13 protein-coding genes and 4 tRNA genes are annotated in these 14712 nt (G+C 44.4%); 6 read left to right on the plus strand and 11 right to left on the minus strand.

Annotated elements, in window-relative coordinates:
- Positions 1-52: 52 nt before the first annotated feature.
- The 5 genes from yigB to lptM are packed head-to-tail and all read right to left on the minus strand — an operon-like array spanning position 53 to position 3437.
- Positions 53-769, minus strand: a complete 717-nt coding sequence (gene yigB, locus LDO51_RS04960) for a 5-amino-6-(5-phospho-D-ribitylamino)uracil phosphatase YigB (protein WP_225576578.1) — start codon at positions 767-769, stop codon at positions 53-55.
- Positions 769-1698, minus strand: a complete 930-nt coding sequence (gene xerC / locus LDO51_RS04965) for a tyrosine recombinase XerC (protein WP_225576579.1) — start codon at positions 1696-1698, stop codon at positions 769-771. The genes yigB and xerC overlap by 1 nt, the downstream gene beginning before the upstream one ends.
- Positions 1680-2384 (minus strand): DUF484 domain-containing protein, encoded by a 705-nt coding sequence (locus tag LDO51_RS04970; RefSeq protein ID WP_225576580.1) that lies wholly within the window; start codon positions 2382-2384, stop codon positions 1680-1682. The genes xerC and LDO51_RS04970 overlap by 19 nt, the downstream gene beginning before the upstream one ends.
- Positions 2385-2411: 27 nt before the next feature.
- Positions 2412-3236: a diaminopimelate epimerase gene (dapF, locus tag LDO51_RS04975; RefSeq protein ID WP_225576581.1), complete on the minus strand. Its 825-nt coding sequence runs from the start codon at positions 3234-3236 to the stop codon at positions 2412-2414.
- A 21-nt stretch (positions 3237-3257) separates the two neighbouring features.
- On the minus strand, positions 3258-3437 hold the full coding sequence (lptM, locus tag LDO51_RS04980; RefSeq protein ID WP_036948849.1) for an LPS translocon maturation chaperone LptM: 180 nt from the start codon (positions 3435-3437) through the stop codon (positions 3258-3260).
- Positions 3438-3654: 217 nt separating this feature from the next.
- Here lptM and cyaY point away from each other — a divergent pair, with 217 nt between their 5' ends.
- On the plus strand, positions 3655-3972 hold the full coding sequence (gene cyaY, locus LDO51_RS04985) for an iron donor protein CyaY (RefSeq protein ID WP_225576582.1): 318 nt from the start codon (positions 3655-3657) through the stop codon (positions 3970-3972).
- 79 nt (positions 3973-4051) lie between these two features.
- On the opposite strand, the gene LDO51_RS04990 is transcribed toward cyaY, so the two are convergent.
- Positions 4052-6643, minus strand: a complete 2592-nt coding sequence (locus LDO51_RS04990; protein WP_225576583.1) for a class I adenylate cyclase — start codon at positions 6641-6643, stop codon at positions 4052-4054.
- 615 nt (positions 6644-7258) lie between these two features.
- Here LDO51_RS04990 and hemC point away from each other — a divergent pair.
- The 5 genes from hemC to LDO51_RS05015 all read left to right on the plus strand — a co-directional run bounded on the left by hemC (position 7259) and on the right by LDO51_RS05015 (position 11880).
- On the plus strand, positions 7259-8203 hold the full coding sequence (hemC, locus tag LDO51_RS04995; protein WP_225576585.1) for a hydroxymethylbilane synthase: 945 nt from the start codon (positions 7259-7261) through the stop codon (positions 8201-8203).
- Complete coding sequence (locus tag LDO51_RS05000) at positions 8200-8955, plus strand: uroporphyrinogen-III synthase (RefSeq protein WP_225576586.1); 756 nt, start codon at positions 8200-8202, stop codon at positions 8953-8955. Before hemC ends, LDO51_RS05000 begins: the two co-directional genes overlap by 4 nt.
- 3 nt (positions 8956-8958) lie before the next feature.
- Positions 8959-10224 (plus strand): uroporphyrinogen-III C-methyltransferase, encoded by a 1266-nt coding sequence (gene hemX, locus LDO51_RS05005; protein ID WP_225576587.1) that lies wholly within the window; start codon positions 8959-8961, stop codon positions 10222-10224.
- A gap of 2 nt (positions 10225-10226) precedes the next feature.
- Positions 10227-11426, plus strand: coding sequence for a protoheme IX biogenesis protein HemY (hemY, locus tag LDO51_RS05010; RefSeq protein WP_225576588.1), 1200 nt, complete (start codon positions 10227-10229; stop codon positions 11424-11426).
- A 223-nt stretch (positions 11427-11649) separates the two neighbouring features.
- Positions 11650-11880, plus strand: a complete 231-nt coding sequence (locus LDO51_RS05015; RefSeq protein ID WP_225576589.1) for a hypothetical protein — start codon at positions 11650-11652, stop codon at positions 11878-11880.
- A 796-nt stretch (positions 11881-12676) separates the two neighbouring features.
- On the opposite strand, the gene LDO51_RS05020 is transcribed toward LDO51_RS05015, so the two are convergent.
- The 5 genes from LDO51_RS05020 to thrP all read right to left on the minus strand — a co-directional run bounded on the left by LDO51_RS05020 (position 12677) and on the right by thrP (position 14674).
- A tRNA-Pro gene (locus LDO51_RS05020) sits at positions 12677-12753 on the minus strand.
- A 43-nt stretch (positions 12754-12796) separates the two neighbouring features.
- Positions 12797-12882 (minus strand) — tRNA-Leu (locus LDO51_RS05025).
- 16 nt (positions 12883-12898) lie between these two features.
- Positions 12899-12974 (minus strand) — tRNA-His (locus tag LDO51_RS05030).
- 79 nt (positions 12975-13053) lie between these two features.
- Positions 13054-13130 (minus strand) — tRNA-Arg (locus LDO51_RS05035).
- A gap of 164 nt (positions 13131-13294) precedes the next feature.
- Positions 13295-14674 carry a bifunctional threonine/serine APC transporter ThrP gene (gene thrP / locus LDO51_RS05040; protein WP_225577222.1) on the minus strand — a complete coding sequence of 460 codons (1380 nt, stop codon included), beginning with the start codon at positions 14672-14674 and terminating at the stop codon, positions 13295-13297.
- Between the last annotated feature and the right edge of the window lie 38 nt (positions 14675-14712).

A 14712-nucleotide genomic window follows, 5' to 3' on the forward strand; every position in this document is an offset into this window, starting at 1 on the left:
GGAAATGGTTTAACAGTGGCTATCACCACTGTGTTTTTATACAGAAAAAGGATTATACCAATGACAAGAGAGAATCCAACCGACAAATTTCCACATGAGGCAATATACGCCCCGCTTTCTCATCCATTAACGTCGTATGATCCACGTTGAACCAGCAGGCTTGCATGCCGCTATTAATCGCCCCTTCTACATCTGTCAGTAAATTATCCCCAACATGTAAAATAGCGCTCGGCTCGATATTCAAGCGCGTTGAAGCAAGGTGATACATATCGCAGCATGGCTTAGAACGCCCATCAGGCCCAGCTTTTAATACAAATTGAAAGTATTGCCCCAGCCCACATGCTTGCGGCTCTGCGTTACCATTTGTAATCGCCACCAGCGGTAATTTTTCCGCTAATTTTGCCAATATTTCGTGAGTTGATTGCGGAACATGAATTTGATTACGCCAGTAGGTAAAGTGCGCCATAATATCATCCGCACCTTTGAGTGCAGCCTCTTTACTATAGCCATAGTGGCACAGCATCATTTTCGACGATAACCAACGCCAACGGGTAATATCATGGCGAATATCTGGATCTTGTTCTTCCACAAGATAGCGAAATGCATAAATGTCATCATTCGTAAAATGATGAAAACGTGGATCATATTCACGAATAAACCGTAAAACTTCTTCCTCCGTTTTATCAATCACGGGATGGTTGTCGTACAACGTATCATCCAAATCAAACGTCATCGCTTTGATGGGTGATAACGGACGGTAAAAGTGCATTAAGATTTCTCCCTCTTCGCTCGCGGATGTGCCACATCATAAACATTAGCGAGATGTTGGAAATCAAGATGGGTATAGATTTGGGTGGTCGAGAGATTGGCATGACCTAATAACTCTTGTACCCCACGTAAATTACCACTTGATTCGAGAATATGAGTTGCAAAAGAGTGACGTAATTTATGGGGATTGATATGGCTATTCACCGCTTGTTTAATACCCCATTGTTCAAACCGCTTTTGTACATTGCGATTCGAGATACGCTTGCCACTTTTTGTGGAAATAAATACCGCGCCATCGACAGGATCATACAATTCACGCATTTCAAGCCAGCGTTTTAGCCAGCTCACTGCCGTTTTTCCTAAGGGAATTTTGCGTTCTTTGCTGCCTTTCCCCATTACCCAAACCTCACCTAAATTGAGGTCAAGGTGCTTCACATCCAAACCAACCAGTTCAGAGAGACGTAATCCCGCGCCATACATTACTTCCAGCATGGTTCTATCTCGCACCACGAGCGGGTCACCACTGTCCATATTCAGCAGTTGCGAAACTTCGTCCACATCCATATTTTTCGGCAGACGTTTTTTTGCCTTAGGGGCATGAATGGTTTTAACTGGGTTTGCAGGGAGCTCGCCTTGCTGCACCATCCAATCACAAAAACTACGTAGCGCTGAAAGCCTTAATGCCATACTCGCTGCTTGCAAGCCTGTTCGACGACTTTTAGCTGCAATATTGCGCCCCACTGTCATATCCAATTGCTGCCATTGGCTCACTTTCAATTCATCTAAAATTTGGCAAACCGCACCCAATTGGCGACGATAATTCGTTATCGTGACCGGACTTAACCTGCGTTCAACACGGAGGTAACGCAAGAAGGCTTCCACTTGAATCATCAGCCCTTCTGGCTGAATGTCTACAGGCGTTCTATCCATTGACATAATAACCTCGGTAGGATTTGAGCCACTTTTTCCAACATCACCGTGCCCATACCCTGTTGATAGTGTTCACGGTCACGGCTGGTAAATATCACCATGCCAGATTCCCCATGATGCCCAAACAGCGAAATCGCTACTGAACCCACATTTTGTGCATTAGGAAGTAAAAGCTGGAGCTCAGGGCCATTTAGCCGCCCAAGATAATTGAGGTTATCCCCAAAACGCTGAATACGTACGGGTTCAAAAACGCGGCGTGGGAGCACCAATTCGTAGGCATCCAATGGTGCAGATAATCGCCAACTATCACTAAACAGGCGCACAGAAGCTCCCGATAGCCCGAGTTTTTTAGCCCAGCGATTCAACGCAAATAGCATCTCCCGCAAATTATTTGCGCAAGACATTTCAATGACGAGATAAAGAAGCTCATCGAACAGTTGCCCATTTTCGTGGGCTTGTTCCACCATAAAGCGGATGTCCAGCTCGAGATTTTTGATTTTTTGACGTTGACGGCTCATCACCAATTCAGGAAGCGAGATAGCCCCCTGAACGGCATGAGGAACCTTGATATGTTCAGCAAGAGACACATTACGAATAAAGAAATAAGGATTCTGTTTTAAATATTGCACCACATCTTGCTCATCAATTAACTGAGCAATCTCCGGCACTTGTTCAGGCTTATCCATTATTCCCCTCTTTCCACTCAATCAAGATTAAATTTGGATCACTCCATCATAAACATGGGTCGCAGGACCTGTCATATACAGCGGTGATCCGGGACCTTCCCAACTAATATCGAGGGAACCGCCCGGCAAATCGACACGAACACGGTTAGCTAATAAGCCCTGCCCTACGCCAACGGCAACTGCGGCGCATGCGCCACTACCACACGCTTGAGTCTCCCCCGCACCACGTTCATAAACACGTAAGCGAATATAGTCCGCACTGACAATTTCCATAAAACCAATATTGGCACGTTCAGGGAAGCGTTCGTGGCTTTCTAAAGCAGGGCCTAAAACCTCCACTTCAGCAGTCTGTACGCTATCCACTTGCACGACGCAGTGTGGGTTACCCATGGAGACAACCCCCGCAAACACTGTACGTTCTTGTGCTCGAATAATATAGGTCTTTTCCGCTTTGACCGCACGGAACGGAACGTTTTGCGGTTCAAAATCTGGCTCGCCCATATTCACACAAACATCATCATTTTCATTAATCGTGAGAGTCATACGCCCAGATTGGGTGCTCACTTTAATTTTCTGTTTGTTTGTCAGTCCTTTTAAGCGGACAAAACGTGCAAAACAGCGCGCTCCGTTGCCACATTGTGCAACTTCACTGCCATCTGCGTTAAAAATACGGTAATGGAAATCGAGGTCAGGATCATAAGGGGCTTCGACCAGTAAAAGCTGATCAAAACCGACGCCTGTATGCCTATTCGCTAAACGGCAAATCAGTTCAGGTGAAAAATAAACGTTCTGTGTGACGCCATCCACCACCATAAAGTCATTGCCTAAGCCATGCATTTTTGAGAACTGCAATTCACGTTCCATAGCAGAGGCTTACTGTTTGGTCGCAGCAGGCTCTTGGTTCGAGCTGCTTGGCGCTTTAGGTTGCACATCAGATTTAGCAGGTGCGGCTGCATTATCTTCAGGCGGAAAATATAACGGCCCTTTTAAGCCACAGCCAGAAAGGGTGAATAAAACAAGAAGTGCGCTAAGTCCAAATAAACTTTTTTTCATTATGATGTTTCGCCTGTAAGACTAAATTTTGCAATCTGATATTTCACACAGTAACAGGTGTCGCTTTTCAAATCACGCCTGTTTATCAAACATATTAATATTATATACGTTAAATAATTCAAATGGCATCTCACAAGTCAGATGAGCGCCGTTTGACCCCTGAACACATTCAACCCTATAATTTCGCCTAAATAAAAGTATAAACAGGAAATACATCATGAACGATAGCGAATTTCATCAGTTAGCGGAGCAATTGCTCAGCTCGATTGAAGAGCATTTAGATAATTACGATGGCGATGCGGATATTGATAGTGAAATTAATGGCGGCGTCATGACCTTAAGCTTTGAAGATGGCAGCAAAATCATCATCAATAAACAAGAAGCCTTCCACCAAATCTGGTTAGCAACCAAACAAGGTGGCTATCACTATGATTATAAAGGTGGAAAATGGATTTGTGACCGCTCAGGTCAAGAGTTTTTATCCATGCTGGGTAATGCGATTACCTTCCAAAGCCACTTCCCATTCTCGTTCTAAATACGCACATCAAAAATCACAGGCAGTGTCTATAACTTACTCTGCCTGTTTTTATCATAATAAAATCAACATAATAAAATTAATAGTATTGAGCGTGCTGTTTAGAGTGGTCTAGCTGTTCAGGCTGGCTTAATTGTGGTGCCGAGGGATATTCATCATCCTCTTCATCTTCAGTAAATGACCAAGAGGCATCAGAGAAGACAATAACTTGCTTTTTACCCTCATCTTCCACAATTTGATAAAACTGCGGCAAATTGAAATTGATAAAGTTTGCACCGTAGGTAAAGCGGTCATGGGAGGAAGAGTAGAATTTGCTGACATCGCGCACCAGCTCTTCTTTGGAACCTTCACAATGAGAATAAATTTCCACACGATTAGCTTCATCCAATACGTAGATATTAAACCCTGTATTATCGGGCGTATTCTCAAAGAAAAACTGCACAATCCCTTCGCTGGCATAGCCATCCACAACCGCAGGAAGATGATTATCTCCTTTCGCTTGTAATTTTACCGGCCAACCATGCAGCTTGTTATGGGAGATTGCACCGTAAAACTCAACGGCATTTTCGAGTTTTTGTACAGAGACGTTTAAACGCTCAAAGAACAGGCCCCATGTTTGCCCTGCAATGCGCAATGCCTTAAAGCGACCAGGTTCATGACGATTACTGGATAAGCGCAATTCAATACATTCAGACACTAACTGCTGCACGCGAGTACGAATAAGCCCACGTAAATGTTCGCTATAGCAGAATACTTCAACCGCTTCAGGCGGCGCGGCATCTTGGTGCATTTTACCGAGGATGGTTTTCAACGCTTCTAACATGCACTGCTCGCCGCTGAAATGCAGGGTACGAACTTCATTCCATGAATTGCGATACAAAAGGTCGATGCTGCTTATCAAACACTGCTGAGATTCACCAAAACTGAAAATATCCAATTTTCTGAAGTCCACATGCACCACCTGCTCAGAATAGACCTGTGTCGGGTCTTTTTCTAAGTTAACGATAATCGCTAAGTGGCGAATTTCACACGGGCTATACAGTGCTTTAGGGGTTGGAGCAGGTAATCTTATTGGGAAATGGCTCGATACATCATGCATTAATTCCAATAACTTACGTTCATCACATTGGGATTTACCATGATGCATATGGACTTGCGTATTTTCAGTCAGTAGCCCATTAAAATAGGCCCATGCCACCAGTTTATTCAGATAGCGGTTATATTCTAACGGTTGATGACCGATAATCGTGTCGATTTGCGGCGCTTGGTTATACAGATACCAGCCACTACGATTTGCGCGCCCTTCTGGCACATAAATAAATGTCAGGTGCTCTTCACTCAGATCCGGTGAAATTTGTGGATTGACTAAGGTCACTTTACCGGGTAGAGCTTCAAACGCAGCATATAACTTACGGGTTAATACCCCAATATCTTGTGGGCTAGCACTAACACTTAAATTATTACGACGGGCAAATCGAATTAAGTTACGGTAACTTTGCATCATCGTATCGAGCAACTCATTATGCGCTTCACGCACACGCTCAATTTTCCACTGGCTACGCGTATCTAACAATGCCAGACGCTCAGCGTTCCATCCCCACGACGCCACTAACTGGGACAGCACATCACGACGCCAACCGGAACATTGGTCATCTTCATCTTCAGAAAGCTTTTCACAGACCTTTAAATAGAAGCAGCGACGAATTAAATCCAAACGGGTGGAATCATTAATTTCAGTCAGATAACGGGTTACACGCTCCAACATCAAACAGTATGAATCCAATCCATAACTGACGATTTCACCCGCATGTAAATGGCGTTTGAACTCCAATGCTAACAATTTACCGTGCGGATAGTCCCAAGAGTAGGACTCCAGCAAAATACTTTTCAACACCGCCTTATACGGGGAATCAACGCTTTTATATAGCTGCCACAAACTGGCGCCAAAGTATTCCGCGGCTGACAATTCACCGAGGCCACCTAAATCCAGCCATTCGTTCGGTGTCAGTACCCCTTGAGCGTATAACCCCATGACATATTCGTCATAGTGTTGCTCTTCTTCAACAGGCACCATTGTCCATAACAGGCGTTTCCCCGCCATACGTACCGCTGTACGATAAAATTCATCCAGCAGTAGAATATGTTGTGTGGAACCACAATCTTCACCGCCAAGATGCCCGCTTGCATTATGGCGAAAACGATTTTCATCAATTAAAAATACAGTAACATCAATGCCCAGCGAGGCTGCCCACTGTTCAATTAGCGTACATTTTTTCTGTAAAGATCGTTTTTCTTCGTTATCTAACCAAGAAGGATGACAAACCCACACATCAATATCAGAGCAGTGGCTTTGTCCCACAGAGGAGGTGCTACCCATTGAGTAAATGCCTGTAATTGGCAATTCACCATTAGCTTGGTTGTTAGTGGATAAGAAGCGTTCGAAAGGTTGTAACCATTTGAGCTGTTCTGCATCTGGCGAGAAGAAACAGACGCCATGAGGGACGTTGCCTTCAATATAACCCGGCATCATTGGATGATGATAATGAAACAAGACCGGCAACAAGCTGTAAACCTTCGAAAAGGTTTCGCTCATAGAAGCCGTCGCGCGTTCCAACCGTAATTGGTTTATCGCATCAAGTCTTTGCTTTAAAGTTTCAATATAGAGGTACAAAGGTTACGCCTGACTGAAAGAATGTAATGACAAACCTGGGGAATTTTCCCAGCACCCAACAGATAGAGAAAAACTTAAATTACTTTTCAAAGGGATTGTCGGAAACGTGATCAATTTAACACCTTGGAGCAAAAGGGTAAAGTAGATCACATAATTTTTCCCGTCTATTTTTAGTACAAATTATTTTTCAACATATTGTATAAAAAGACTTTTTATTTTTGCATTGCGGAAATATCCCTTGTTTTTCAATGGAGTAATATCACCATCATGGTTTGTATAACAAAAAAGCCGCCCTAATCTAAATTCAGCCTAGTGCTGGCAGGGTCTACGCTTACACGCTTCAACAAAAATCCTGCAAAATAATGCTCACTGCAATCCTAAAAGAGCACGAATAGCTAAATAAATTTGTTATGTAGATCCTTTTTTAGGTCGTTTTTTTCTAAGAGACTCACAAAAAAGATGTAAAAAAGCGAACTTCACTTGATGCATCTCATCCGTTCTTTCTTCTTATATTGCTCATTCTGCGACCAACTGGAAAAATTACCGCTAACATGTTAAAACTAACGCCAATTATATGGTTAATCTGTGGCGATATTCGCCTGAGAAAACAGTGAAATGACTTCAACAAATATCGTGCGTATCGCAACGCGTAAAAGCCCTCTAGCGCTATGGCAAGCTTATTTCGTAAAAGCAGAATTAGAACAACGCCATCCCGGCTTACAGGTAGAGTTAGTCCCAATGGTCACCAAAGGGGATATTATTTTAGATACCCCATTAGCGAAAGTCGGTGGAAAAGGTTTATTCGTCAAAGAATTAGAGCTAGCTTTACTCGAAGGTCGCGCGGATATTGCCGTTCACTCAATGAAAGACGTGCCTGTAGAGTTCCCTGAAGGGTTAGGCTTAGTTACCATTTGTGAGCGCGAAGACCCACGAGATGCGTTCGTTTCTAACCATTATGCCAATATTGATGAACTCCCTGCTGGCAGTATCGTCGGTACATCCAGCTTACGCCGCCAGTGCCAATTACGAGAATTACGCCCAGATTTAGTTATCCGTGACCTACGCGGCAATGTCGGCACCCGTTTGTCCAAGCTCGACAATGGCGAATACGATGCCATTATCCTTGCGGTAGCAGGCCTAAAACGCTTAGAACTCGATGAGCGTATCAAAACCGCATTGGAACCAGAGCAGTCTTTACCTGCCGTTGGACAAGGCGCCGTAGGTATCGAGTGCCGCTTAGATGATCAACGTACCCGTGACTTACTCGCAGCATTGAATCACGATGAAACCTCCGTGTGTGTTCTGGCTGAACGCGCCATGAACATGCGTCTTGAAGGCGGTTGCCAAGTCCCTATTGGGAGCTATGCTATTTGGCAAGGGGATAAAATCTGGTTACGCGCACTCGTCGGCGCCCCAGATGGTAGCCAAGTCATTCGTGGAGAACGCTTAATCTCGCCTGCGGACGCAATCCAAGCCGGTATTTCTCTCGCGGAAGAGTTACTTGATAATGGTGCCCGTGAAATTCTCGCGGAAGTCTATAAAGGAAACGCGCCTGCATGAGAGTCCTTGTTACTCGCCCAGAGCCATCAGGCTCGGCGTTGATAACAGCCATTAATGCGACTGGGGCGCAGGCTTACCCGGCCCCCTTAATTACGATTGAAGCGGGTGCGCAGCTCAATATTTTGCCTTCTTGCCTAGATGGATTATCGGAAAACGACCTTGTCTTTCTTTTATCCAAAAATGCTGTCTGGTATGCAAATTTAACTCTGGAACAAGCAGGACGAGACTGGTCAGATAAGTTATCCTACTATGGTATAGGACAATCTACAGGTCACTATTTTCAGCAGTTAACTGGACAAACTATCCGTTGGGCTGAAGCAGGAGAAACCAGCGAGGTGTTACTCACCCATCCTGACCTGCAAAATTTAGTGGGAAAACGCGCCTTACTCCTGCGAGGTAATGGCGGCCGTGAACTCCTGGCCTCAACATTACGCGCCCGAGGGGCAGAGGTTGATTACTGCGAATGCTACGCAAGACAACCTGTACGCTATGATAAACCTAAGTTTAACCAAACTTGGTTTAATACAGATATCACCGACATTGTGATTACAAGCGGTGAAATGTTGACCCTATTTAACGATTTGATTGCTGAAGATATGCAACAATGGTGGTATTCCCGCCGGCTACTGGTTGTCAGCGAACGAATTGCAAAAAAAGCCCGCCAAAGTGGGTGGCGCCGAGTCTGTGTGGCAACTAGCGCAGATAATCACGCTTTACTTGAAGCATTAATTTCAACCGATATGGGATGCTAATTTATGACGGAACAAGACAAAATTACCGATACTGTTAATGATGAAGCTGCGACAGAGAAAAAAGAAACTCGTCAGCTGACGCCTTCATCCAAACAGAAACGCCCTGGTCTTGCAGTCAGTGCGATTGCTATCGCCATTATCGTCGTCATGGGCGGCGGAATGTACTACTTTACTCAGCAAAGCAATGCGCAGCTAGTTCATGATAATAACCAACTGAAACAGCAAGTCAGTGAATTAGTTGAACAACAAAATGCTGATAGGCAACGTGTGGATGCGCTCATCGCGACCAACACGGAGCTGAAAAACCATGCGCGTGATTATGAAGATCAACTCAACCGTCGCATGCAAGAATTACAAGCTCATGTCACCGCACTTTCCAGCTCAGACGTAAAAAACTGGCTGATTGCCCAAGCTGACTTTATGGTGAAAATGGCGGGTCGCAAATTATGGAATGACCATGACCCTGTCACCGCAGCCGTTCTACTAAAAAGCGCAGACACCAGTTTAGCGGAAATGAACGACCCAAGTTTACTGGATATTCGTAAAGCTATCGCCAATGATATAAACCGCTTAGCTGCCATCAACCAAATTGACTATGACGGTATTATTTTACGTTTGAATCAGCTCAGTAATGATGTCGATAACTTACGCCTAGCCGATTTAAATAATGGCGACGCTCCGGAAGATACTGGCACCAATGTCAGTGACGATATTGCAGACTGGAAAGATAACCTCACGCGCAGCTGGAAAAGTTTCACCAGCGATTTTATCACCGTGCGCGCGCGTGATGGTTCTGAAGCGCCATTGCTAGCCCCAAACCAAGATATTTATCTGCGTGAAAATATTCGCTCACAATTGCTTATTGCAGCCCAAGCTGTACCGCGTTATCAAGAAGAGACGTATAAACAATCCCTTGAGCAAGCGTCTACATGGGTGCGAGCTTACTTTGATGTGGACGCACCAGCCACCAAAGCCTTTTTAACGGAACTCGATGATTTAATTAATCAACCGATTGATGCCGATATGCCTGAAACTTTAGAAAGCCAAGCAAAACTGGAAAAAGTAATGCAAACGCGAGTCCGCAATTTGTTATCTCAAATTCCAGAACCAACTGGTGTTACAGAGGATGCCGCGCTTGAAGCAGTAAAAGAAGCCGATAAAGCCGCCGAAGAGGCAACGGCTCCTGCAGATACGCAAACTAACAAACCGGACGTTGCCGCCGAAGCTCCTGTAACGGACGCGGCAAACGCCCCTGAGCATAAGGGGTGATCATGATTAAAGTCTTTGTTCTCTTTATCGTTCTGATTGCTGGCATTATCTTGGGTCCTCTATTAGCAGGGCACCAAGGCTATGTATTTATTCGTACCGATAGTTACGATATTACGACCAGCGTCACCAGCCTTGTGCTGTGCTTTATCCTGCTGCAATTTGTTCTGTTATTCCTTGGATGGTGCTACCGCCGCTTTATGAGCACCACTTCACGGACAAAAGGCTGGCTCAGCGGTCACAAATACCATAAAGCGCACACTCAAACTCAAAAAGCCTTACTCAAATTAGCCGAAGGGGACTTGGAGCAAGTTGAGAAATTAATGAGTAAGCACGCTGATTTCTCTCAGCAACCCGTCATTAACTACTTGATGGCAGCAGAAGCCGCCCAGCAACGTGGGGATAGTTATCGTACCCATCAATATTTAGACAGAGCTGCTGAAGCCGCAGGTAAAGATCAACTTCCCGTGGATATTAGCCGTGTTCGCATCCAATTAGCGGAAGGTGAAATTCATGCTGCCCGTAATGGCATCGATAAGCTGCTTGACCAAGCACCACGTCACCCAGAAATTTTACGCTTAGCTGAACAGGCTTACTTAGGTACCGGGGCATACCAAGCACTCATTGAGCTGCTGCCGATTATGGCAAAAGTCCAGTTACACAATGAAGATGAGCTTGAAGCGTTAAAACTCAAAGCGTACAAAGGGCTCATGAACCAATGTATGGCTGAAGGTGGTAGCGATGGTTTGAAAAACTGGTGGAAAGCCCAGCCGCGTAAAGTTCGCCATGAAGTGCCTTTGCAAGCTTTCTTAGCCGAACATTTAATTGAATGTGGTGATACGCGCAGCGCAGAAAAAATGATCATCGAAGGATTGAAACAGCAATATGATGAACGTTTACTGTTGCTAATCCCGAAATTACAAAGCGAGCAACCTGAAGCGATTGAAAAAATACTGTTAAACCTCGTTAAGCAGTCTGGTGCGACACCATTACTCAATAGTACATTGGGGGTCCTGGCGCTTCAACATGCCCAATGGGAAAAAGCAGAAAGCTACTTTAAAGCTGCATTGGCACAGCGTTTTGATGCTTATGATGCTGCTTGGTTAGCCGATGCTTATGACAAGCTACACAAACCGAATGAAGCCGCAAAAATTCGCCAAGAGGCGCTCACTCACTCCCTCAAGCAAGAGCGAGCAAAGGCATAAATTTTTAACTCATTCGTTGAGCTTTGACCTAAAACGCCTCCTAGCCCGAGGCGTTTTTTATGTTAACGGTTTGGATCTTTGCTATTTATCTCAAAAAGATAGTTTCTGTGAGAGTCACTTTTAGCGAATCGAGGCAAACCGCATATTGCTATGTTATAAAAGGGTCACATAGTGTATAAATAATCCTATACATTTTCGTTTTGAATGAATTCAGGATAAAGATATGAATGTAGTGAAAACTCTCTGGTATTGGATTATAGCGAGCCAAAATCGTTTACAGATCTTTTTTGACCTGCTACTTCTGATTTTATCCCCGTTTATTTTTATTTCGATCATTGGCTTCAATACCGCTGATCTGAACAAAGATATCTTCATTATTACCTTTATTATTATTGCCTATACCTACGTCACTCGCTGGATCAGCAAGTGGTTAAGCAAAGAGAAAAAAGAGTAAGCTAAAAGATAATGCTTCTTTCCTAATGCTCATCAGGTTAGGAAAGAAAATGGCAACCCAAGATTGATACAAAAAAAAACACCTGCCGAAGCAGGTGTAAATAACAATCAGGTCTACAGACGGATGGTGCCTCACTCAACGTTTCGCCCGTTCGTTGATGGTAAGAGGATTAGCTCTTGATCATCTAAATTGGACAATAGGCACCGATAATCGGCTTTGCGTCATCCCTGGGTTTATGAAGCTAGGCTGTCATAATAAGTGGGATGAGCATCTACATAATAGATAATGCAGAATGCGTGCCAACTTTTATATCATTCCAATTTTTTCTTTTCTTACCCCGTAACTCCCCTACTTTTAAACACTATTTTTATTTCTTACTTATTGTTATTTTTTAACACCGCATTCTTACCAAATCTCATTCTGTTCGATTCAGCTATTTTGTCTCAATTTAGAGACAGCTTAGAAGACCTATTGATTTATTCATATAAATCAACCAGTAAAGTGTCTCTTTTTGACGACATGGAAATAGGGGTTTGTATCGGATCTGCGACAAATATTTTTATTCATTAAAAACATAACGTTACAAGAACACGCAGATAAGAACCATTCTTGTTAAAAGCGATACCAGAGATCTCTAAAATAAAGATAATAAAAAAACAGATTCAAGAATAAAGATAAGAAGATAAGAAGATAAGAAGATAAGAAGATAAGGATACCGAAGGGGAACAATCAGGTTAGAAATAGTTAAGGTTTCAAAATGCAAAAACCCCGCTCGATTGAGCGGGGTTCTTTAAATTGGTCGGCGAGAGAGGATTCGAACCTCCGACCCACTGGTCCCAAACCAGTTGCGCTACCAAGCTGCGCTACTCGCCGAAATTTAACTGCTTAAGGCAGTAACTCGACATCATTTTTTTCGTGGTGCGAAAGGGGGGACTTGAACCCCCACGTCCATAGGACACTAACACCTGAAGCTAGCGCGTCTACCAATTCCGCCACCCTCGCAATGTCACAAAAAAAATGGGGTGGCTAATGGGACTCGAACCCACGACAACTGGAATCACAATCCAGGGCTCTACCAACTGAGCTATAGCCACCATAACTTCACTTATTTCAAAGTGTTGTCATACTACTACATACAACTTTGTTTTGCCACCGTAGCTTGTCACCTTTTGATGGTGCGCCCGACAGGATTCGAACCTGAGACCTCTGCCTCCGGAGGGCAGCGCTCTATCCAGCTGAGCTACGGGCGCTTAACGCCGTTGCGGGAGAGGATAGTACGGATTTATCCCCCCGCTGTCTAGTCCTTTTTTCAATAAAATTATCGATTGCTTGCCTTTTATCCATTTCGTCGAGAAAGAGAGCATTTTTTCCCTCTTTCTCGTTTATTAGATGAAATTTTACTCACAAAATATTTTTACGATGTGCTCTTATCGTGTCGACTAAAGCTGCGGATCACAAAATAAAGCACTGAAACCGTCAATAAAAAGATAGCCCCCACAATCAGTGACAAACGCGTTTCTGGATTAATCGCCATTCCCACCAGCACACAGGCTAAAAACAACAGTGTGGCGTAGTTCACCCATGGAAACAGAATCGATTTAAACGTATGCCCTGCCATCTGCTGCTGGTTCTGCTTGCGAAAGCGTAGCTGACTGGTCAAGATCACGAGCCACGGCACCATGCCTGGCAAGACGCTCGCACTATATACATACACAAACACCTGCTCTGGGTTTGGAATGATGTAATTCAAGCTCGACCCTGCGACTAAACATAAGATAGTAAAACCGACACAACGCGCTGGAACGCCATTTTTCGTTAACTTTAACAGTGAACTAGGTAACTGTTTATTCTGAGCCAGTGCGTACAGCATTCGCCCACCGCTGTACATGCCGCTATTGCAGCCAGACAATGCTGCGGTGAGCACCACAAAGTTAATAACCGCGGCTGCCGAGACAATTCCCACTTTAGCGAACGTCATCACAAACGGGCTGCCTTGTTGTCCTACTTCCGTCCACGGGAACAGCGTCACCACAATAAAAATAGCGCCGACATAGAAAATCAGAATGCGCCACAGAATATTATTGATGGCTTTTTTCAGTGTCACTTGTGGGTTTTTAGCTTCTCCTGCAGTGATCCCAACGAGCTCAACACCTTGATAAGACGCCACCACGATACACAATGCAAATAAGAAACCTTTCCAGCCGCCAGCGAAGAATCCGCCATGTTCGGTTAAGTTAGCCAATCCAATCGGCTCGAAATTATTGCCAAGACCAAAGAAAATTAGCCCCAAACCAATCAAAATCATCACGACGATCGTGGTCACTTTGATCATCGCAAACCAAAATTCCAGCTCGCCGTATAACCTCACTGCGGCCAGATTTGCCAGTGCCACCAACACAACAGCAACCATCGCAAATATCCACTGGGGCACATCAGGGAACCAATATTTGGCATACTCCCCTATTGCGGTTATCTCTGAAATCCCAACCGCGACCCACATAAACCAATAACCCCACGCGGTTAAACATCCCCAAAAAGGACTTAGATATTTATAACCAAATGAAGCAAATGAACCTGTTACTGGCTCCAGAAAGAGCATTTCGCCCATTGAACGCATGATGAAGAAGACAAATAGCCCTGCGATAATATACGCCAGCAATACGGATGGCCCCGCCCACTTCAACGTACTCGCTGAGCCCATAAATAGCCCAACTCCAATTGTTCCGCCCAAAGCAATCAGCTCAATATGACGGGCTTCTAGCCCTCGCTGAAGACCTTGCTGTGGCTTATCCATAATTTCCCCTGTCGATAATAACCATTCGATATTCGCAG

This window comes from Providencia alcalifaciens (genome assembly GCF_020271745.1).
GTDB classification, from domain to species: Bacteria; Pseudomonadota; Gammaproteobacteria; order Enterobacterales; family Enterobacteriaceae; genus Providencia; species Providencia alcalifaciens_B.

What these genes read in the sequence shown, in the direction of transcription:
- yigB (WP_225576578.1), bottom strand. Translation starts at nt 769, where the DNA reads ATGCACTTTTACCGTCCGTTATCACCCATCAAAGCGATGACGTTTGAT.
- xerC (WP_225576579.1), bottom strand. Translation starts at nt 1,698, where the DNA reads ATGGATAGAACGCCTGTAGACATTCAGCCAGAAGGGCTGATGATTCAA.
- LDO51_RS04970 (WP_225576580.1), bottom strand. Translation starts at nt 2,384, where the DNA reads ATGGATAAGCCTGAACAAGTGCCGGAGATTGCTCAGTTAATTGATGAG.
- lptM (WP_036948849.1), bottom strand. Translation starts at nt 3,437, where the DNA reads ATGAAAAAAAGTTTATTTGGACTTAGCGCACTTCTTGTTTTATTCACC.
- cyaY (WP_225576582.1), top strand. Translation starts at nt 3,655, where the DNA reads ATGAACGATAGCGAATTTCATCAGTTAGCGGAGCAATTGCTCAGCTCG.
- hemC (WP_225576585.1), top strand. Translation starts at nt 7,259, where the DNA reads ATGACTTCAACAAATATCGTGCGTATCGCAACGCGTAAAAGCCCTCTA.
- LDO51_RS05000 (WP_225576586.1), top strand. Translation starts at nt 8,200, where the DNA reads ATGAGAGTCCTTGTTACTCGCCCAGAGCCATCAGGCTCGGCGTTGATA.
- hemX (WP_225576587.1), top strand. Translation starts at nt 8,959, where the DNA reads ATGACGGAACAAGACAAAATTACCGATACTGTTAATGATGAAGCTGCG.
- hemY (WP_225576588.1), top strand. Translation starts at nt 10,227, where the DNA reads ATGATTAAAGTCTTTGTTCTCTTTATCGTTCTGATTGCTGGCATTATC.
- LDO51_RS05015 (WP_225576589.1), top strand. Translation starts at nt 11,650, where the DNA reads ATGAATGTAGTGAAAACTCTCTGGTATTGGATTATAGCGAGCCAAAAT.
- thrP (WP_225577222.1), bottom strand. Translation starts at nt 14,674, where the DNA reads ATGGATAAGCCACAGCAAGGTCTTCAGCGAGGGCTAGAAGCCCGTCAT.